We start from the raw sequence: 20,774 nt of genomic DNA on the forward strand, positions 1-20,774 counted from the left end.
GCCCGCTTCCTCGACAGCGACTTGCTGCACAGCTTCCTCAGCTCCAAGGTGACAGTCCTCGCGGCTTTCACCACGGTAGTGCTGATGCTCGCAGCCCTGTTTGCTCCGCTCGTCGCACCGTTCAACCCGTTCGATCTGGCTCAGATCAGCATCATGGACGCACGCATTCCGCCGATTGGTATGGAATGGTCCGACCCACGCTACCTGCTGGGCACAGATGATCAGGGCCGCGATCTGCTCTCTGGCATCCTGTATGGCATGCGCATTTCTCTGGCAGTGGGCTTCCTGTCTGTAGCATTTGCCGCAATCCTCGGCATCTCCCTCGGCCTGATTTCCGGTTATGTCGGTGGCCGCACAGACGCGATCATCATGCGTATCGCTGAAGTCCAGCTCACCTTCCCGGCCATCCTGCTGGCATTGCTCATCGACGGCATTGCAAACGGCATCTTTGGCAACATCGATCGTGAGACCTGGGCAATCTGGATTCTAACGTTCTCCATCGGCCTGTCGTTCTGGGTGCAATACGCACGTACAGTTCGTGGCTCTACATTGGTGGAGAAGAACAAAGAGTATGTTCAGGCCGCCCGCGTCATTGGCATTCCGGCATGGATCATCATGATCCGTCACGTGCTGCCTAACGTGCTTGGCCCGGTTCTGGTTATTGCAACCATCAACCTTGCTTTGGCAATCATCACAGAAGCAACCCTCTCCTTCCTTGGCGTTGGTGTTCCATCAACACAGCCATCCTTGGGCACTCTGATCCGCATCGGCAACGACTTCCTGTTCTCAGGTGAGTGGTGGATCGCGATCTTCCCAGGTCTGGCGCTTGCGATCCTCGTTCTGGCAGTGAACCTGCTGGGCGACTGGCTCCGCGACGCATTGAACCCGAAACTGCGCTAGAGAGGCCAGACCATGAGCATCTTAGATATTCGCGGCCTCACTGTTGAGTTTCCGAGCCGCAAAGACGTCTTCACAGCGTCCCGTAATGTCAATCTCTCTGTAGACGCCGGTAAAATCCTCGGCGTGGTCGGAGAGAGTGGCGCAGGCAAGTCCACCGTCGGCAACGCCGTCATCGGACTTCTGGAAAATCCGGGCCGGATTGCCGAAGGTGAAATCCACCTCGACGGCAAACGTATCGACAACCTCGCGGCTGAAAGCATGCGCAAACTGCGCGGCAAGCGCATTGGCATGATCTTTCAGGATCCGCTAACCTCTTTGGATCCACTCCAGACCATCGAGTTCCAGCTGGTCGAAACCATCCGCCTGCACCTGCCGCTTTCCAAAGCAAAAGCCCGCGCTCATGCGGTTGATCTGCTGGATCAGGTTGGCATTCCAAATCCGGAAGAACGCATCGCGCAATACCCACACCAGTTCTCCGGTGGCATGCGCCAGCGTGTGGTGATCGCTCTCGCTCTTTGCGCAGACCCGGAAGTTGTCATCGCAGATGAGCCAACAACCGCGCTCGACGTTTCTATTCAGGCTCAGATCCTGAAACTGATGAAGCGTCTGTGTGAAGAGAAAAACGTGGCGATGGTCGTCATCACCCACGACATGGGCGTGATCGCAGACCTCACCGACCACGTTGCGGTGATGTACCGTGGTGATCTGGTTGAATACGGCGAATCCAAGCAAGTACTGGGCGCTCCAAAGCACCCATACACCCAAAGCTTGATTGCCGCTGTTCCACGCCCGGACGTGAAAGTGCACCGCTTCCCACAGGTCGATTACATTGAAGGCTCAGCAAAGCCTTTCAAGCAAATCGACATCTCCACCCACTGGCTGGGTAAGGCGCGTGACTACAAGTCTGTCGATGGTCCATTGCTGGATGTAAAAGACATCACCATGAAGTTCCTCACCAAGGACGCATGGATTTCCAGCAACAGGCAGTACTTCACCGCTCTGGATAAAGTCAGCTTTGACATCCATGCAGGTGAAACCTTCGGCCTCGTGGGCGAAAGTGGCTCCGGTAAATCAACCATGGCCCGCGTCATCACTGGCCTTTACCATCCTGCAGGCGGCACAGCCCACTTTGCAGGACAGGAACTGACCAGCCTGAAAGACAAGAAGCAGGTTCTGTCCATGCGTCGTCAGATGCAGATGATCTTCCAGGACCCCTTCTCGTCCCTGAACTCCCGCATGCGTGTGCGTGATATTGTGGCTGAGCCAATCAAGTTCCACAAACTCGCCAGCACCAACAGCGAAGTGAACCAGATCGTTGATGACCTTCTGGAGCACGTCGGCCTTGGCATCGCAGCAGCAGCCAAGTTCCCGCACGAGTTCTCCGGCGGTCAGCGCCAGCGCATCTCCATTGCCCGCGCCCTGGCGACACGCCCTCGCTTCTTGGTTTGTGATGAACCAACTTCCGCGCTGGACGTATCCATTCAGGCACAAATCCTCAACCTGCTCAAAGACCTGCAGGACGAGCTGGGCCTCACCATGCTGTTCATCAGCCACGACCTCGCGGTCATCCGGCAGATGTGTAACCGCACCGGTGTTATGCGCCACGGCCAGCTTCTGGAAGTTGCTGATACCGAAGACCTCTTCGACAAACCTCAACACGCTTACACCAAGGAGCTCCTCTCCCTGATGCCAAGCATGGACGGCCTGTCCCGCCAAAATCTGGAAGAAGAACTGGCCTAACACCACTCACTTTCCGAAAACCACAAAGGGCCCCCAGCGGGCCCTTTTCTTTTGCCTGCAGAACCGACAATCCAGCCACTTAAATGTGATGCACCAACCTACATCTCAGGCAAGCTCGAACCTTGAGTTCCATCCAAAAATCAAATATGAAATATTATTCGAATTATATTCCAGAATCAAAAAACGATGGAACCAACTTCATGCAACCTTCTGGCAAGCAGCAAAAAACCAGAGTTCGCGAAGAAGCAATTTTGGAGAAGGCGCGAGAAATCGCTATTTCTGAAGGAATTGGCGCCCTGAAAATGCCAGAACTTGCCAAGCTATCGCAAGTCTCCGTCGGCACTCTCTACCGCCACTTCGAAAGCAAACAGGACGTCATAGCCGCACTGGCATCCCAAGCCCTTGATATCCGCCATCAAAAACTAAAATTAGTAATCGATCAATTTCAAGAGCCTGAAATGCGATGCCTCGGCGTGATCATGTTGGACTTTCTTTTCAACATCGCCCATCCAGACGTGTTCCAAATAGAAATGCAATGTGCCTCACCTTCTTTCTGGCAGGAAACTCATAATATCAGGCGTCACAATCATCAGATTGTAGCCTCAGATCTCTCTTCTTTTCTGGAAGAGCTCTGCTCAGAAATCTCTGGAACCACCACCGACCCCAAACACCTGACAACCGGTCTTTGGGCCTTCGTTTCAGGGATCTCGTTGGTTTGGTATGGCATGCCCCACGATCAGCCAGACAATCTGGAAGACGCCCTCGCCTTTCTCAGACCTCACCTCATGAATTTCATCAAAGGATACGGGCTGCCGTCCTCTAACACCCAGCAAACTCTAAACCAGCTCGAACAGCATTTTCTCGCAACAAAATCCCAATGGCTATGGACTCTGAAAGGAACAACAACAAATGACGTTCATTAAGCAATGTATGATCGCCGTTCTGTCACTATTTGGCGCGCAGTTCGCAGCTCAGGCAGAACCAACTCAGCCGGCCATTTACATGGTCACCCTGCACACAGCAAACTTCCCTGAGATGAAAGCTTTCTTCAAAGACAAAATGAAGATGAAACTGATCTCAGAAAATGGAGAGTTCGCGGAGTTCAAATCCAACGGCCTCAGGCTGTCACTAGCCAGTCATGAATACCTCAGTTCCTTCCTGAACGCTGAAACACTCAATGGAATCCGCACGGGTTCAGGACTGGGCATCGGCTTCAAATATGAAACCACAGCGCAGGTTGATACCGCTTACGATGCCCTCTTAGCCAACGGCGTTAAAAGCGTTGCTGCACCTGCGCAGCAGCCTTGGGGCGAATACACCGCCTTCTTTGCAGACCCCGACGGGAACGTGCACGAGCTGGTCGCCGATACCAAATAAAGCCAGCTATTCAGATATAAAGGGCCCCCAGCGGGCCCTTTTCTTTTGCCTGCACGCAATATGATAAGTTAACGCACTCTCACAACCTCTAATTCAATAGCGCTTAAACTCTCAGGCAACCACTTCAGCTTGCATTACCCTAGCAAGCACATCCTTCTTCCACTTAACATTTTCATTAAGACAGCCATCCCTAAGCTCTGCTCATCCGCAAGGATACAAAAGCGACTAATGCGAACCCATTTCGATCAGAGCAGGCTAAAAATATGAAAAAGACAACTGCCGCCGTCGCAGGCCTTGGGCTCCTCGGCCTCGCGACCTCACCGGTCTTTGCTGAAAATAACGATACAACTGCTGAAAACTCTAAAGTCGAGTTCTCCGACTTGTCACTCGTCAGCGGGCAACCTGACGATGGTACCTGCAAAACACGCTATACCGAAGGTTACACGACCACTCACAAAGGCAAAAGTGACGAAGGCCATACCCAGCTTGAATCTCATAAGGGCCATGACATTCTCGTCACGGAGTCAGATGGAACTGTTGGTGAAGGCATTTACACGATGACCAACAGCTATGAAGTCGTCTTTCCGGAGAGCGAGGACAAAACTCCAGTAGAAGTCACAATGTTTGCGTCTGGCCTGATCGGAGAAAGCCCGATTGTTGGCGTGTTTTCTGACGGCACTTGCCGTGGCCACACCACCATTCATGACGCTCAAGATAAATCCTAGGAGGAGGCTCCCATGACTGATCTGAACAAACTACACGCCGCTGCGCAAAACCCATTCACTCACAAAGCAATCACACCAACACAAAAAGCAAAATGTGGTTTTTTCCCTGGCGGTTTTCCTTTCGAAAAAATCGAAAACAAAACTGAAGTAAACACAGAAAGCAAAGACTGAGAGTTTCCCAAACTCTGGTTAATCAAGCAAACATCGGGAGCCTAGAACATGGACTGGTATTCCTCAGAACGCATCTTCAATGAAAATGGCCGCAAGAAAATTGAGGCCCTCGATCTGGAATGTGTCTTTGACCAGCTCACGGCTCCCGTTGCAGATGGCGGTTACGAGTGGCCAAGGAAGGAAACACGTACAGCAGTCAATGACTATCGCAAATTCTTGATTGACTCACTCGAACTTGAGGTCAAATACAAAGGTGATTATCCGCAGGACGCCCGCGCCTGGCCTTCCAAGGCCGTAGACATTGTCTGGCACACACACATCCTCTTCACCGAAAAGTACTTCGAAGACTGCAACGCAATCTTTGGGCATTATCTCCACCACCGCCCACAAGTCCCTCCACCCGTCTATGAATGATGTCTCCGGACTCCCATCTCTTTCTCAACACGGGCTCCCATACTGTGCCATTTTCTCTCTCAGATTTCTGTCAGGCTGCACAACACCAGAGAACCCCGTTCAATCTGGAAAAATTCATTGATTATCGAACCCCTCAACTTGAAGGGTCAGACACACGCCCAGAGGCTCTGATGCACATCGACAAGTGCATTCAACGCAATATCCCCAAGCTCAATCTGTCCAACTACAACATCAAAGCAATCACTGAGTTAGAGACAACACTCAGGGAAACGAACAATCTGCCTGACAACTGCTCTGTCATGCTCGGCAGTGGTATCAATACCTTCCTGGAGGAACTCTCGCTCGCATTCGCGAAAGGTCGATCCGTCCTCCTGCCAGAGTTCGATTATTTCCTCTTTGGCATCACGCTAGAAAAGCTCGGCATCCAGTCCAACAAGTTCAAGCTCACAAATGGCGGACACTGGGACACTGCCGACGCTTTAGCAAAGCTGCAAGAACACGACCCGGCAATCACCCTGCTCAGCACGCCCAACAACCCCACATCCAGAACAGCCCCGGTGGAGTTCATCGAAACGCTCGCCACCCATACAAATGGTCTCGTCGTCATTGATGAAGTTTATCACTTGTTTGCAGATGATCCGCACGCCCTGTGCCGCTTGCTGGAGACACACGAAAACCTCGTCCTCATGCGCAGCATGTCAAAGGCAGGTTATGCGGCAACTGGTTTTGGCTATATCATGGGCAACACCAAGATCATCAGTTGCCTCAGGCAGCTCAAAGGCGGCACGACCATCTCTCCACTCAACGTGGCGGCTGGCAAAGCTCTGATTGAAAACCATGACCTGCTTGCAGCACACGTCAAATCCTGCTGCAAATGGCGCGATCATGTAAAAAACAGCATCGAGCAGCACACGGCCCTCTCCTGCCTGCCCAGCGAAACAGACTTCTTGCTTATCGAAACACCGGCAGGACAAGCTGATGCATTCACCACCCATTTAATCGAAGCTGGCATTCCTTGCATCAGCTACGCACCAATGCCTCAGCTCACCGACTGCATTCGGGTCATGCCCTCCAACATATCTGACGCAATCACTCTGTGTCACTTCCTTCAGAAACTTAATGATCTGGCAGAGGGAATTTTACAAAAACCTAGGCTTTCTGCCAAATGATTGCGCTGTCAAATAATGAACATAGTTTCGATTATACATAGCAGGTTCGCGCCTTCTAACTCCGTGAACGAAGAGTGTCATGTTCCTGCGCAACTCAATAATTGGAGTAACAAGTTTACTCCTCATATCTTTCCTGGGAATTATACATCCGATCGGTGACAGCTTGTCTGTTCTTCGGCTGCCTCTGGCCGTCTTACTCGCTATTCTCACTCTCTTTAGCTACCGCCAGCCCAAGTTGATGATCATCGGCTTTCTAGTCGCATCAATCAGCAGCGGAACGGTATTGTGGGCCGATCAGGGAGTGCGCGTCCCAGAGAATTACGATCTGGCAGTCTATCAAAAGAACCTGAGTTTCCGTGCCGGAGATCGCATGGATGTCCTGAATGACATCCTCATGCTACAGCCAGAAGTGATCACGCTTCAGGAAGTGCACAAAAGACATCTTCCTCTCATCAACTCACTCAAAAAGCAGTATCCCTACCACATCGTCTGTCCCTTCACAGCCGTAGGCGCAGTCGCTGTGCTCTCACGCCTCCCTCTTGCTTCTGATGCTTATCGCTGTGAGATCGGCCTCGGCATAGCAGCACTGCACATCCAAAGCTCAGAGGGACCGCTCTGGGTTGTGTCTATCCATCAGCACTGGCCATGGCCGTTTCCTCAAGAGACACAAGCTGGGAAAATCATCTCGATCTTATCAGAGCTGGATGGACTGAAGATGATCGCTGGCGATTTTAACATGGTCCCGTGGTCGCACAATCTGGATGAATACACCGACGCCACAGACACTCAACTGGCCGGCCCATTTGAAGCAAGCTTCCTGTTCAAAGGCACCTATGCCATGCGCATTGACCACGTCCTCGCACCAAAGGGCGGAAAGACCTTTCTCCGCCCTTACTACGGCTCCGACCACCACGGTTTGTTTGCCCGCGTGGACCTGTAAGCGGCCTTACACCTTACGTGCGACTATGAAACGCCCCATGGGAGACGCCGGATAATTGCCAGTCTCAACAATCTTGAAACCTGCCTGCTCAATCTGACGCCCCAATTCCACCTGCTTGAAGTAGGTCACATAAGGCGCGTACCCAACAAGGCGCATCACATTGATCAGCCAGCGCCAGTAAAACGCAGAATCGCCCAAACATGGCGTCTTGGAAATGAGCAATCCACCCGGCTTCACAAGTCGCTGTACCTGATTGATTGCATCAGCCGGACCTTTGATCAGATGAATAACGTTATACGCCATCACCACATCATAGGTTTTGCCATCAAGCACTGATCCACCTGCGGGAGCATGCACAAAACTCACATTCTCAACGCCGTCGTCCCACGCCTTTTCACGCCCAAACTCAATCATCTTGCCGGAAATATCGCTAGCGGTCATGTGCTTGACATGCTTGGCCAAAAGCATCGCCGTCGCCCCACTGCCACAGCCCAGCTCCAACACCTCTTGCTCCGGTGTGAGATAAGAACGGACACGGTCCATTGCCTTCTCATAGGAAGCAACGTCTTTCATTGGTCGCGCCACATAACCCGGCGCATGCTTGTCCCAAAATCCTGCGGAATTCTGCATCGGAAACCCTCCATTTCCTGCAGTGTATCCATGCATATTATCAAAACAAATTGCCAAAATTCGCAGTTGAGGTATACAAATATGCATGAATTGGCAGAGCATCTCATTCGACTGGAACCAGGCCCGCGCTTTCCTTGTCACAGCAGAGGAAGGCTCCCTTTCGGCTGCGGCAAGAGCCCTCGACCTCACCCAACCCACACTGGGCAGACAGGTCTCTGCGCTGGAAGAAGCACTCGGCGTGACGTTGTTTGAGCGTGTTGGTCGCTCACTCTCCCTCACGCAAGCAGGCTTTGAACTGCTGGAGCATGTGAAATCCATGGGAGAGGCCGCAAACCGCATTTCATTAGCAGCCTCCGGCCAGTCTCAGGAAATCGATGGAACCGTCTGCATCAGCGCAAGCGACACCGCCTCAGCCTTCATCCTCACACCCATTTTGAAGCAATTGCGCGAGATCGCACCCGGCATTCACGTGGAAATCATCGCCACCAACACCGTCAGTGATTTGCAGCAGCGTGAAGCAGATATCGCCATCCGCCATATCCGCCCGGAACAACCAGACCTGACCGCAAGGCTTGTGAGGGAAACCACCGCACACTTCTATGCCAGCAAAACCTATCTGAACCGCAAGGGCCGCCCACAATCGGCCAATGACATGGCAGACCACGACTTCATCGCCTTCGACAGGCCAGACAAGTTCCTCAAGTATTTCACCGAGTCTGGCTTGCCACTCAAAGAAAGCAACTTCAAACTAACAACCGCAAGCGGACTGGTGGGGTGGCAACTGGTCAGAAACGATCTCGGCATCATCGTCATGATTCAAGAGATCGCGGAAATGTTCCCGGAAATGGAACAGGTGCTGCCAAGCTTTGAGCCATTCGTCGTGCCCTTCTGGCTGGCAACCCACCGCGAACTGCACACCTCAAAGCGCATCCGCCTGGTCTTCGACCTTCTGGCAGACACGCTCTCAAGCAAAACTTTGCTGTGACGGTGCTACAAATTTTGCAAAGCAACAGTATTCAAAATTCAACGTATGCTCCAACACTCTTACCCATCAGGAAATGCATTGAGTGCCTCTTTATGACCCACAGATCTTTAAAGCACTTATCTTCAGCTGGCTGACAATATTTGGTCTTCATAAGATGTAAAATCGGTTGCACTCCAAATGGGAACATTGAAATGAACAAGATTCGCAGAGCTGGCCATGATGATTTGGAGGCACTCTACCGCATTTCGGTTCAAACAGGCCATTTGGGTAATGATGCCAGCCACTTGTATGCCGATTATCGAATGATGGGGCACATTTACTCAGCCCCCTATCTAAAGTACTCACCTCAACTCTCTTACGTGATTGAGCGCGACAACCAAGTCGTTGGTTACTGTGTAGGCACAATTAACACCGTCAAGTTTGAAGCGACCCTGGAAACTCAATGGTGGCCAAGCTTAAGACGTAAGTACCCCAAACCGGAGGAAGGAGCGAGATCGACTTGGACTGCGGATGAACGCAGGTACCAGATGATCCATTTTCCGGAGAAAACACCAGAACAGATTTCAATACGCTTTCCTGCCCACCTACACATGAACCTTCTCCCAGTTGCTCAAGGGCAAGGCATCGGAACCCTGCTCCTCAACAAATGGATGCAATGCGCAAAACGATATCAAGTAGCGGCTATACATGTTGGTGCGAATGCAAAGAACGCTAGAGCCATTCGCTTTTGGCAAAAACACGGATTTAGCGAACTAGATGCTGTTGCTTCTAGAACAATCTGGATGGGCCGCGTTGTGTGACGCCCCTGATGCCTACCGCCTCAAGCTAAGCAACAAGAAAGAACTCACCCCCGTAAACGCGACCTCATCATTGCAGACTTTGTTTCGCCGTAACAACCGCTAGGCTGATACAGGCTCTCCAGCCATCACATAATGCAGTTTATTGAACTGCCGCCGCCAAGCAGAAACCTCAGGCAGATACTGCTCAGGTAGATCAGAGCGCAGCGCTGCTGCAATCAACCGCGCCATCTCACCTGCATGGCTGACACCAACACCCCAGCGCACCAGTTCAGGCGTTCCAATACGCAGCCCGTTCATATCGCCTTCCACCTCTGCAATCGGCAAGCCGATGCCACAGGCAAGGAAACCAGCCTTGCGGAGTTTCTTGGAGGCCGCCTGCCCACCACCGAAAGAAGCGGCCTCAACAGCAAACTGATGTGACTGCGTGAAGCCCTGCGCCTTGGCAAACGCGGGAATGCCCTGCGCATCGAGCGCCTGCGCCAGTGCTTTTGAAAGGGCAATCATCTCAGCAGCATACGCTTGCCCATAGTCCCGCCAATCCAGCATGGTCACCGCCAGCGCAGCAGACTTCGCCGCATCAAAGTTGGCAGTCATACCGGGAAACGCGATGGCATCCATCCGCTCAATTAACTCAGCATCATTGGAGACAATCAGACCGCCCGCAGGCCCGCCAAGGCTCTTGTAGGTGCTCATGGTCATAAAATGAGCACCCTCTTCCAACGGATTCGCCCAGGCTCTGCCAGCAATGATCCCGCATTGATGCGCTGCATCAAACATCACTTTGGCACCCACCTCATCGGCGATCTCACGAATAGCGCGCACAGGATGCTCAAACAGGTTGAGGCTGGAACCCACAGTAATCAGCTTCGGCTTTTCCGCTTTAGCAAGCTCACGAAGCCCCTCCACATCAATGGTATAACCATCCGCATTCACCGGAGCAGGCACAGTGCGCAAACCATAAAGCCCGGCACATCCTGCAATGTGGTGGGTCACATGCCCGCCAATGGAAGCAGGCGGCGCAATGATCGTATCACCCGGCTGACAGGTCGCCATAAACCCATAAAGATTGGCGATGGCGCCAGACGGTACACGGATCTCCGCATACTGCGCATCAAACACTTCCGCACTCAGCTCAGCCGCAATCACCTCAATCTCTTCAATAGCTTCCAACCCCATCTCGTACTTGTCGCCGGGGTAGCCAAGAGATGGACGAGAACCAATGCCAGAGGCCAGAAACGCCTCAGCCCTTGGGTTCATCACATTTGTTGCCGGGTTCAGATTGAAGCATTGCTCCTCATGGATTTCCCTGTTTTGAGAAGCCAGCGCATCCAGTCGCCCCAGAAGAGCCGCAGAACTCTGCGCTTGCGTACGCTGCGCAACCTCCTGCACCAGTGCTTCACAGTGAGCTGGAACCCAATTTCGTTTCGCTAAAACCATCACAACCTCCCAATTGTTGAGAGGAGTGTGCGGACAGAACGCTTGAGAGCGCAAACCAGAATATGTAATTATTGGCCTAGAAAAACTAAGGCTAATCCATGTCAGTCTCTCCCTCCCGCCCCAAAGGGCCACCTCTCAACGCCCTTCGTGCGTTTGAAGCAGCCGCCCGCCTTGGTGGCTTTGCCAATGCAGCAGAAGAACTGAGCGTCACCGCAGGCGCTGTCTCCCAGCACATCAAGGCATTGGAGGAATGGGTTGGCGCGGACCTGTTCGAGCGCCGCTCTCAAGGCGTCCACCTGACAGAGCTGGGGCAGGACATCGCCCCACACTTCTCTAAGGCCTTCGATGAACTGGGCAACGCCGTCCGCCAATTACGAGCCAAAACCAGCCGCAAAACCATTCACATTGCAGCCCTGCCAAGCGTCGCCCAACTCTGGCTCTCCCCGCGCCTGCCGAAGATCAGAGCAGCCCTGCCAGATACCAACATCTCCGTCACCGCACTGGAAACACCGCCCAATCTGGACCGCGAGATCTACGATCTCTCCATCTTCATCGGCAAACCCAAAAGCACAGCTCAAGAGCGCATCATCACAGAGGATCTCATCACCCCGGTCTGCTCACCAGCGACAGCAAAAGGCCTGAAAAAACCGCAGGACCTTGAGACAGAAACCTTCCTCCACGATGTGATCTGGGCAGAGGACTGGCAGGTCTGGGCCAATAAAAACGCACCGACTCTGAATAGCTTGAGCGACGGCCCAAACTATTCCCTCTATGCCATAGCAATGGAAGAAGCGAAAAACGGCGCAGGCATCCTCATGGGTCACAAAGCCCTCGTCGAACCGTCTCTGAAGAAAGGTGACCTCCAAGCCCCTTTCACCCAATGGCAACCAACCGGAAAATCCCTCATCCTAGAATGCGCCAGCCTGCCAACCCCATCAAAAGAGATCACACAGATCATCTCTTTGCTACTGGCATAGCCTTTGAGCGGACACCGCTCGTTCCCATTACGTGACTATCCACAGAGCGCCTTTCCGCACCGAAGGGCCAGTGACAGGTCAAACTACGCAAAACCCTATGTGTTCCCTGCAAAAATGATCAGGCTGTGGTCTCGGCTTCGATCAGGATCACAACACGACTACATCACATAGGAGAGCTTGCGTATTTACCCTCTCTACAACCACTTGACCCGCCCTCACCAATGGTAATAAGTCCTGAGGGTCTAAACTCGGCAACCGAAGATAGCTCTGATGAACGCACCCTCAGCCTCTGCAGCCCAAACCGTCAAACTCGACATCACCGGAATGACATGTGCAGGTTGCGCATCTCGCTTGGAAAAGTCTCTCCAGGCAACCGAAGGTGTGGTCAAAGCCACGGTCAATTTCGCACTTGAAATGGCAGAGGTGGAACACCTGCCTCAGGTCGCCGCAAATGATCTGGTGGACGTGGTCTCAACAGCTGGCTTTGAGGCAAAGGAGCGCCGGGACGAGGCAGAGGCAGCAAAGAAGGCGTTTGAAGAGCGCGAAGCACATAGCGACGCAGAAGAACGCAAAACCTTTCAACTTTTCGCGCTATCAACGCTCCTTGCGATTCCATTAGTCATTCCAATGGTTTTGATGGCGTTTGGTGTGCAATTCGAGCTCTCTGGCGTACTGCAGTTTGCATTAGCAACGCCAATCCAACTTTTCGTCGGTGCGCGATTCTACAAGGGTGCGTTTGCAGCGCTGCGCCATGGCGGCGCCAACATGGATGTCCTCGTCTCGCTCGGCACATCCGCCGCTTATCTGTACAGCGTTTATAACGTCTTCTTCGCCACACAGGCGCAGGCAACAGACCTCTATTTTGAAGCATCCGCCGTCATCCTCACCCTTATCCTGATGGGTAAGTATCTGGAAATACGGGCGAAACGCTCCACCTCAGCAGCAGTTCGCTCTCTGATCGCCCTGCGACCAACCACGGCCAACAAGATCGTCGGCGACAAGATTATCCCCGTCGGCATCTCAGATCTGCGCCTCGGCGATTACATAGTTATCAAACCGGGCGAGTGCGTTCCAACCGATGGCTTGATTGAAGAGGGTGAAAGCGAGCTGGATGAATCTATGCTCACCGGTGAGAACCTCCCCGTGCACAAAAACAAGGGTGATCAGGTAACCGGTGGAACGATCAACGGAGCAGGTGCAATTTTTGTCCGCACCACTGCCCTTGGTGAATCAACACGCTTAGCTCAGATTATCCGCCTTGTTGAAGGCGCACAGGCCTCCAAGGCACCGCTACAAAAATTAGTCGACAAAGTCGCAGCTATTTTTGTTCCCGTTATTGTGCTGATCGCCCTCGCAACCTTCGCTGGCTGGATGCTTTACTCCGGCGATGTCACAACAGCCGTCAGCGCGTCCGTCGCCGTCCTCGTCATCGCCTGCCCTTGCGCACTGGGACTTGCTACCCCAACAGCACTTGTCGCAGGCACCGGTGCGGCTGCGAAGGCTGGCATACTTATCCGCGATATCGAAGCGCTGGAACGCGCCCACAAAGTCGATACGATCCTCTTTGATAAAACCGGTACGCTGACCGTTGGCAAACCAGTTCTGACGGATGCTCAGGCATTTGACCGCAATGACGACCGCCTGCTGACAATCGCAGCCAGCATCCAGCTGGGCAGCGAACACCCACTCGCCAGCGCACTTATCCGCGCAGCAGAAGAGCGCAATCTCAAACTCACCCGCCCACGCTCCATCAAGGCTATCCCCGGCAAGGGCCTGATTGCAGAGCTCACTGGACAGCAGGTCTCCATCGGCAACGCAGCCCTGATGAAAGACCTGAATGTCGCCCCATCCATGATGGGCGATGGCCTTGTAAAGACTTATGAATCCTCAGGTAAAACCGCAGTCACGGTCGCCCTTGGTGATCGTGCAATCGGTGTTCTAGCGTTTGTTGATCAGGCACGAGACTCCGCCCGTGAAGCTGTAGAATCCCTTAAGAAACAAGGCATTCGCACAGTCATGATCACAGGCGACACAGAACTTGCCGCCAAAAACATCGCTGATCAGGTCGGCGTTGACGAATTCCAGGCACGCGTTCAGCCAGAGGGCAAGAACGAAGTCGTAAATGACTTGAAAGAACAAGGCTATAGAGTTGCTATGGTCGGCGATGGCATCAACGATGCCCCTGCTCTGGCAGCTGCTGACCTCGGCATCGCAATGGGCTCCGGTGCTGATGTTGCATTGGAAACCGCGGGCGTCACACTCATGCGTTCTGAGCCAAAGATGATCCCGGCAGCACTGGACATCTCCAAGGCAACCCTCAGAAAAATCAGACAAAACCTGTTCTGGGCCTTCATCTACAACATCATCGGCATTCCGCTTGCAGCACTGGGATTGCTCTCCCCTGTCATCGCAGGAGCCGCCATGGCCATGAGTTCCGTCTCCGTGGTTACCAACGCCATGTTGCTGCGGCGCTGGAAACCGAAGAACATGAACTGACATCATCAATCCAGCCCCTGAAAAACAAACTCAGGGGCTTTTTGTATCTTCGAACTCTCCGGTTAACCAATACCGTTCTTTCTTAGAAGAACTCCGACCAATCATAAGAGCGCTAACTAGAAGAATAATGCTTCACCACATCTACCAGACTGATGCAGTAGAAATAATTCAGTTAGTCGGAAAACAAATAAGCTCTTCATAAGGTCAACCAATATATAAAATGGTTTGACAACTCCTCGAATCCATCCAATTCTTTCCGTTACATATCGCAGCCTCAGCATTCTATAGTTTCATCTCACGAATACATTCGCTGCGATTATCCGGGGGGAAGCATATGTTTACGAGAAAGATTGCCAAAGCCACAGTTCTGTGTGCAGCTCTGCTTGCAACAACTTCATTCGGCTACGCGAAGACATTGAAACTCAGCCACAATCAGGGACCAGAGCACCCTCTGCACATTTCCATGCAGCACATGGCAGACAAAGTTGCAGAAGCCACCGACGGCTCTCTCAAAATCCGCATCTACGGCAATGGCGCACTGGGAACACAAAGAGAATCCATGGAGTTAGTGCAAGAAGGCACCCTCGCAATGGCCAAAACCAACGCCAGCGAGCTGGAAGCCTTTGAAGAGTCTTACTCAGCACTGAACCTGCCTTACATCTTCGTAGACGAGAACCATTATTTCGATGTTCTCAGCGGCCCAATCGGCGACGACATCCTTGCAGCGTCAGCAGACAAAGGCTTTATTGGTCTGACCTTTTACGTGGAAGGCGCCCGCTCCTTCTACGCCAACAAAGAGATTCACTCTCCAGCTGATCTCAAAGGCATGAAGATCCGCGTCCAGCCATCCCCCTCCGCAATCCGCATGGTAGAGCTACTCGGCGGCAGCCCAACCCCAATCTCCTGGGGCGAACTGTACAGCGCACTGCAGCAGGGCGTGGTCGATGGTGCAGAGAATAACCCGCTGGCGCTGACCACAGCCCGTCATGGTGAAGTCTCCAAGGTTTATTCCGATGACGGCCACACAATGATCCCGTCTATCGTTGTCATTTCAACCACGGTCTGGAATTCGTTAAACACAGACGAACAAACAGCAATTCGTGATGCTGCCAAGTCCTCCATGCACTTCCACCGTGCCCAGTGGAATGAGATGACAAAGAAACACATCGAGCAGGCAAAGTCCGAGCTTAATGTGAAGTTCATTGAGGTGAATAAAGCACCATTCATCGAAGCTGTTTTGCCAATGCATGCAGAAGCTGCGGAAAAATCTGAGAGAGTTGGCTCCTTGATCACACGCATCAAAGCATTGACCCAATAAGCCTTCTAATGGAATAAGAAAGGCCAGAGTAACAAGGCAAATCTCTGGCCTTTTGTCTCGCTTGCAAATCTGCTTTATTTAGTATCTTAAGCGTGCAGCAATCACTAAAAATCCGCCAAACCGCGCAGGCATGGGAGAATAAGCGAAATGGATGGTCAGCGTCGCCGCTATCAGGAAGTAGCTGAGGTCTTGCGCAAAGAGTTAGGCAACGGAACGTTCAAGGTTGGAGACCGCCTGCGCCCGGAGCGCCAGATTGCTGAAGAAATGAACGTCAGCCGCTCACTTCTGCGCGAAGCTATGATCATGCTTGAGATCGAAGGCTTGATTGATGTGCGCAAAGGATCAGGCACTTACGTTGTACGCCTGCCGGATGCGGAGCAAGTTACTCCCACCTCAAATCTGGAAGACATCGGCCCATTTGAGCTCCTGCAGGCACGCCAGCTTATGGAAAGCAACATCGCAGCCTTCGCAGCATCCATGGTCACCAAAGCAGATATCCTGCGCATGCGCGATGCTCTGGAGCGTGAGCGCGAAGACCTGGCAAAAGGCTCCGGCGGGTATGAGGCAGACGAGGAATTTCACCTGCTCATAGCAGAAGCCACCCAGAACTCGGTACTGGTCGATATGGTCAGAAACCTCTGGCAGCAACGCACCCGTTCCAGAATGTGGGATAAGCTGCACGAACGCATCTTCGACAACACATACCGCGAAGAGTGGCTCAACGACCATCAGGACATCCTCGACGCTCTGAAGCGAAGAGACCCGCAAGCAGCAAAACAAGCGATGTGGCAACACCTTGAGAACGTCAAGAAACGCCTGATGGATTTATCTGACGTCGACGATCCGGCTTTTGATGCATACCTGTTCCAGCAGGATCCGCTAACGCCTGCATAACCCACCAACGGGCATTAATAGAGCACAATTCATAGTACCGTTGCCAAATGGGGATTATATCTTTGATAAATTCCCATAGACGTTTTGCACCCTTTACAGGCGGATGCGTTCGCGAGATGTTTACTACGTAAAATCAACAAGAGTGGGATGGAACCAGCTTCCACTTCGCACGCTGTGCATAGGGTGGCCCGGCAATCATGCACGAGATTGAGCTTAAGCTTTCTGTAGACGAAACAACTCTGGAGCAACTGGCCAAAGCAAAACCACCAAAAGGCTTTGCGGTCAGTGAGCAATCCGTGAAACGTCTCCGTTCCGTGTATTACGACACGCCGGACCACACACTCAAAAAAGCCCGTATCTCGCTGCGCACGCGCCACAACGGCACCAACTGGCTACAAACCATCAAGCAAGGCGGCGGCATGCAGTCCGGGCTCTCCAAACGGATTGAGCTGGAATTGCCCATAGCCGGAATTGAGCCAGACTTCCATGTGATTTCTGATAATGAAATCAAGCAGAAGCTCTTATCTCTGCTTGAGGGCAAGCAATGGGGAATCCTGTTCGAGACCGCCATCACGCGCACTTTGACCTACTATACAGATAAAGCAGGTGCGAAGATTGAAGTGGCTCTAGATTCCGGCATAGCCAAAACAGCCACTAAAGAGCATCCGATCCATGAAGTAGAGCTGGAGCTGATGGAAGGCCCGGTCGAAAGCCTGTACAAACTGGCAGGCGCACTCATGAAAGATCGACCAATTCTGTTTTCCAGCAGCAACAAGGCAGGCATTGGCTATCGATTAGCAAGTGGTGAACCACCTGAGCTGCCCTCAGAAGCACTTCACTCCAACTACATAGAGTTGGAACCAGGAGACAACGCAGGCTCAGCCTTCCAAAAAATCCTAAGCGAATGCCTCAACCAGATTGTTGCCAACCGTTCTTGCGTCCTTCAGCAAAACATCTCTGAAGGCCCGCACCAACTACGTGTCGGACTGCGTAGATTACGAAGTGCGTTCAATATCTACAAAGCAGCTTTCCCGGGCAACGAAACCATCGCAGCGCTGGATGTCTCCGCGAAGCAACTGGCAACAACTGCAGGAAATCAAAGAGATATCGATGTACTGGTGGAAGATATCATCACACCGGTTATCCCGTTACTGCCAGACACGCACTCAGTCGAACCGCTCTTTGAAGCCATTAAACTGGCACATGTGGAAGCTCAGATTGAACTGAGACAGGAGCTGATTGATCCAAAGCTCAACGGCTTCCTACTCCAACTGGGGGAACTCGCACACAGCTCAGCTTGGAAAGAGAACCTGGGACTAAGCGAGTTCAAGAAACTGGACCTACCAATTCAAACCTTCGCCCAAAACGCATTGTCCAAGCGTTGGAAGGCCTGCGAAAAACGGGCCGAGAACCTGCAGGACCTCACCATCGAGCAGCGCCACGACCTCCGCAAATCGCTCAAAAAACTGCGTTATACGGTTGAGTTCTTCCGCTCTCTCTATGAGCCAGAAGATCTGCGTATCTTCCTTAAGTGTCTGAAGCGCCTTCAAAATACCTTTGGCTACCTCAACGATGTGGCCATGGCTGACCGTCTGGTCGCAATGAAGCTTCCGCAATCCTTACAAAACAACGAAGTTTCAACGGTCATCGGTTTTGTCGCCGGTTGGCATCAGGCCAGAGCTGACAATGCATGGCTGGAAGCGCAAGAACGTTGGAACGCCGCCGTAGAAGCACCCAAGTACTGGCTCCAAGCAAAAGCCTAGTCATTTCTGACGGTTAGGTGCATCCGGTCAGCAGCCACATAGGCTCGACCAATTTGTATAGGCGCTCCACTCGCAATCACATTGATAGATTCCATCACGAGCACAGGCGATCCCACGGAGATCTTAAGCAACTCCGCATTATGCGCACTACAAAGCGCCGCCGTAATCCGGGTTTCCTGACGCCGATAATCACCGAAACCATACTTCTCCATGATCTTGGTGATCGAGTTGGTCTCATTCAAATCTGAAGGCAGATTGGGAAAGCGAGACACTTCAAACCAGCGCGTTCCTGCGATAATTGGTGTGCCATCTGCGTAACTCACAGACTCGCATTTAAACAGTGCAGTGCCCGGTGCAATCTCCAACAGTTCGGATGTGTAAGCATCTGCAATCACTTCAGTCGTGCGGAAGATATCCCCATAAACCTCCTGCGCCTGACCCGACAAGTTCTCCGAAAAGCGCGTGCGCGGACCGATGGGATAGACCAGCGGAGCCTTGGCAACAAAGGTTCCCCGCCCCTGATCTGAACGTAAAAAACCCTCTTCGATCAAAGTGGAAATCGCACGCCGAACAGTATGGCGGTTAACCTCAAAGCTATGTGCAAGTTCTTGTTCTGTAGGGATTTTCTCCCCCTCAGAAACCTCAGCTCGCGAAAGCTCAGAGCGCAGCACTTCAGCAATCTGCTTCCACATGGCAACGCCCGCACGCCGCTCAACAGGAGAGAAATCAAATTTCATCGCATTCGTCATGTCTTCGTCATGAAACAACACTAATCAGTTGGCGAGCAAAATATTTGTCTATACAACTAGACAACATTAGTTCTAGCTTAGCAACCAAATTCAGACGCGCGGATCCAATCTTTCGACAAACCCGCAAGGCGTCACCACACAATGCCAGAGAACCAGCGTGTTCCTGAAAGTTAAAGGGGCTGAAATGACGGCAAGTTCGCTCAAAGAGCAATCACCGGAAATTGCAGCTAGGCAGAATGCTATGGGCATTCTGGCAAAGGCCTCAGCGCAAGACCTCGCAAAAGCCTGGAAAAACATCGGTTTAGAGCCGAGCTATACCGTTATTCGCCCGGCAGAAATCGGGCTCGTGATGGTCCGTGGTCGCGCAGGTGGCACCGGCGCTCCCTTCAACATGTGCGAAGCAACCGTCACTCGCTGCGTCATAGCTTTAGACGACGGGACCACCGGTTTCGGTCAAGCCCTTGGCCGCGAAAAACAAAAAGTTCTACAGGCGGCTCTCATTGACGCCCTTTGGCAACAATCAGAATACCGGGATCTCGTTAAGACGAAGGTTCTTCAGCCATTAGCCTCCGCTCAAGAACAAGCAGAAAACGAAACACGCGCTGAAGTCGCAGCCACCAAAGTTGATTTCTTCACCATGGTCCGGGGAGAGTAAAATGAGCACGCAAACAGCCTCCTCAATCTTCGCCAAAGCGCCCGCTCCGGGTCTGGCTGATCCAGTCCACGACGCCCAGTCCGTCTTCCGCTCTGCCATGAACGCACTGGCTCAACCGGGAACTGTGCAACAGCTGGACATTCTCACACTCAGCCCTCCTGCTCCACTATCTGTAGCTGCGACAGCGCTCGTGCTGACACTTTGCGATTATGACACACCGCTCTGGCTGGATCCTGCGCTCGCAACCAATGAAACCGTCAAGAATTACATCCGTTTCCACACGGCAGCACCCTTCGTTGAAAGCCCTGCAGAAGCCGCTTTTGCGCTGGTCTCGGATGTAAAACTGCTCCCTGCTATCGCAAGCTTTGCCGCTGGCAATGCGGAATATCCAGACCGCTCAACCACGATCGTTTTAATGGTCGATGAGCTCACCGAAGACGACGGTATCACGCTAAAAGGTCCGGGGATAAAAACTGAGAAGCAGTTCAGCATTGCTCCCGCACCAGCAATGTTTTGGCAGCAGATGCAAGACAACAGCACACTCTACCCACTCGGCATCGACATCATTTTTGCTGGAACCAATCAGGTCGCAGGCCTGCCCCGCTCCACTAAAATCACCGGTTTGGAGGCTTAA

The 20,774-nt window shown here is 52.5% G+C and carries 21 protein-coding genes; 18 read left to right on the forward strand and 3 right to left on the reverse strand.

The features are described 5' to 3' along the window. The 9 genes from PPL9_RS06140 to PPL9_RS06175 form a co-directional block, all read left to right on the forward strand. Window positions 1-900: ABC transporter permease (locus PPL9_RS06140; protein ID WP_082596592.1), on the forward strand; the 900-nt coding region annotated here is incomplete at its 5' end. Between the two features lie 12 nt (window positions 901-912). Beyond that, on the forward strand, window positions 913-2,640 hold the full coding sequence (locus PPL9_RS06145) for an ABC transporter ATP-binding protein (protein ID WP_057461863.1): 1,728 nt from the start codon (window positions 913-915) through the stop codon (window positions 2,638-2,640). Window positions 2,641-2,762: 122 nt separating this feature from the next. Continuing rightward, entirely contained in the window at window positions 2,763-3,563 is an 801-nt protein-coding gene (locus PPL9_RS06150) for a TetR/AcrR family transcriptional regulator (RefSeq protein ID WP_152986607.1), read from the forward strand. Then, on the forward strand, window positions 3,550-4,017 hold the full coding sequence (locus tag PPL9_RS06155; RefSeq protein ID WP_057461865.1) for a VOC family protein: 468 nt from the start codon (window positions 3,550-3,552) through the stop codon (window positions 4,015-4,017). Before PPL9_RS06150 ends, PPL9_RS06155 begins: the two co-directional genes overlap by 14 nt. A 263-nt stretch (window positions 4,018-4,280) precedes the next feature. Continuing rightward, the gene (locus PPL9_RS06160) at window positions 4,281-4,742 is read left to right on the forward strand and encodes a hypothetical protein (protein WP_057461866.1); all 462 of its coding nucleotides are present in this window, start codon (window positions 4,281-4,283) and stop codon (window positions 4,740-4,742) included. 12 nt (window positions 4,743-4,754) lie between these two features. Beyond that, complete coding sequence (locus PPL9_RS32310; protein WP_161831226.1) at window positions 4,755-4,913, forward strand: hypothetical protein; 159 nt, start codon at window positions 4,755-4,757, stop codon at window positions 4,911-4,913. A 48-nt stretch (window positions 4,914-4,961) separates the two neighbouring features. After that, window positions 4,962-5,327 carry a hypothetical protein gene (locus PPL9_RS06165; protein ID WP_057461867.1) on the forward strand — a complete coding sequence of 122 codons (366 nt, stop codon included), beginning with the start codon at window positions 4,962-4,964 and terminating at the stop codon, window positions 5,325-5,327. A 170-nt stretch (window positions 5,328-5,497) separates the two neighbouring features. Then, window positions 5,498-6,496, forward strand: coding sequence for an aminotransferase class I/II-fold pyridoxal phosphate-dependent enzyme (locus PPL9_RS06170; protein WP_161831228.1), 999 nt, complete (start codon window positions 5,498-5,500; stop codon window positions 6,494-6,496). Window positions 6,497-6,659: 163 nt separating this feature from the next. Further along, window positions 6,660-7,436 (forward strand): endonuclease/exonuclease/phosphatase family protein, encoded by a 777-nt coding sequence (locus tag PPL9_RS06175; RefSeq protein ID WP_208985897.1) that lies wholly within the window; start codon window positions 6,660-6,662, stop codon window positions 7,434-7,436. Window positions 7,437-7,442: 6 nt separating this feature from the next. Here the strand turns inward: PPL9_RS06175 and PPL9_RS06180 are convergent, their stop codons facing one another. Further along, window positions 7,443-8,066 (reverse strand): class I SAM-dependent methyltransferase, encoded by a 624-nt coding sequence (locus PPL9_RS06180; RefSeq protein ID WP_057461870.1) that lies wholly within the window; start codon window positions 8,064-8,066, stop codon window positions 7,443-7,445. Window positions 8,067-8,151: 85 nt separating this feature from the next. Here PPL9_RS06180 and PPL9_RS06185 point away from each other — a divergent pair, with 85 nt between their 5' ends. Together PPL9_RS06185 and PPL9_RS06190 are read left to right on the forward strand one after the other, a co-directional pair. Beyond that, complete coding sequence (locus PPL9_RS06185; RefSeq protein WP_057461871.1) at window positions 8,152-9,051, forward strand: LysR family transcriptional regulator; 900 nt, start codon at window positions 8,152-8,154, stop codon at window positions 9,049-9,051. A 191-nt stretch (window positions 9,052-9,242) separates the two neighbouring features. Beyond that, the gene (locus tag PPL9_RS06190) at window positions 9,243-9,851 is read left to right on the forward strand and encodes a GNAT family N-acetyltransferase (RefSeq protein ID WP_057461872.1); all 609 of its coding nucleotides are present in this window, start codon (window positions 9,243-9,245) and stop codon (window positions 9,849-9,851) included. Window positions 9,852-9,950: 99 nt separating this feature from the next. Here the strand turns inward: PPL9_RS06190 and PPL9_RS06195 are convergent, their stop codons facing one another. Further along, complete coding sequence (locus tag PPL9_RS06195; RefSeq protein ID WP_057461873.1) at window positions 9,951-11,288, reverse strand: aminotransferase class I/II-fold pyridoxal phosphate-dependent enzyme; 1,338 nt, start codon at window positions 11,286-11,288, stop codon at window positions 9,951-9,953. A gap of 98 nt (window positions 11,289-11,386) precedes the next feature. Here PPL9_RS06195 and PPL9_RS06200 point away from each other — a divergent pair, with 98 nt between their 5' ends. The 5 genes from PPL9_RS06200 (at window position 11,387) to PPL9_RS06220 (ending at window position 18,736) form a co-directional block, all read left to right on the forward strand. Further along, complete coding sequence (locus PPL9_RS06200) at window positions 11,387-12,265, forward strand: LysR family transcriptional regulator (RefSeq protein ID WP_057461874.1); 879 nt, start codon at window positions 11,387-11,389, stop codon at window positions 12,263-12,265. A gap of 270 nt (window positions 12,266-12,535) precedes the next feature. Beyond that, window positions 12,536-14,761 (forward strand): heavy metal translocating P-type ATPase, encoded by a 2,226-nt coding sequence (locus PPL9_RS06205; RefSeq protein ID WP_057461875.1) that lies wholly within the window; start codon window positions 12,536-12,538, stop codon window positions 14,759-14,761. A 334-nt stretch (window positions 14,762-15,095) separates the two neighbouring features. Continuing rightward, window positions 15,096-16,079 carry a TRAP transporter substrate-binding protein gene (locus tag PPL9_RS06210; RefSeq protein WP_057461876.1) on the forward strand — a complete coding sequence of 328 codons (984 nt, stop codon included), beginning with the start codon at window positions 15,096-15,098 and terminating at the stop codon, window positions 16,077-16,079. 147 nt (window positions 16,080-16,226) lie between these two features. Then, window positions 16,227-16,973 (forward strand): FCD domain-containing protein, encoded by a 747-nt coding sequence (locus PPL9_RS06215; RefSeq protein WP_057461877.1) that lies wholly within the window; start codon window positions 16,227-16,229, stop codon window positions 16,971-16,973. 197 nt (window positions 16,974-17,170) lie between these two features. Continuing rightward, window positions 17,171-18,736, forward strand: a complete 1,566-nt coding sequence (locus PPL9_RS06220; protein WP_057461878.1) for a CYTH and CHAD domain-containing protein — start codon at window positions 17,171-17,173, stop codon at window positions 18,734-18,736. Here PPL9_RS06220 and phnF read toward each other — a convergent pair. Further along, entirely contained in the window at window positions 18,733-19,473 is a 741-nt protein-coding gene (phnF, locus tag PPL9_RS06225) for a phosphonate metabolism transcriptional regulator PhnF (RefSeq protein ID WP_208989210.1), read from the reverse strand. The two genes, PPL9_RS06220 and phnF, sit on opposite strands and share 4 nt — an antisense overlap. 196 nt (window positions 19,474-19,669) lie before the next feature. Between phnF and phnG the strand changes: the two genes are divergently transcribed. Beyond that, entirely contained in the window at window positions 19,670-20,140 is a 471-nt protein-coding gene (gene phnG, locus PPL9_RS06230) for a phosphonate C-P lyase system protein PhnG (protein WP_057461920.1), read from the forward strand. 1 nt (window position 20,141) lies between these two features. Further along, entirely contained in the window at window positions 20,142-20,774 is a 633-nt protein-coding gene (gene phnH / locus PPL9_RS06235; RefSeq protein WP_057461879.1) for a phosphonate C-P lyase system protein PhnH, read from the forward strand.

The sequence above is a fragment of the Pseudovibrio sp. POLY-S9 genome (genome assembly GCF_001431305.1).
GTDB lineage: Bacteria > Pseudomonadota > Alphaproteobacteria > Rhizobiales > Stappiaceae > Pseudovibrio.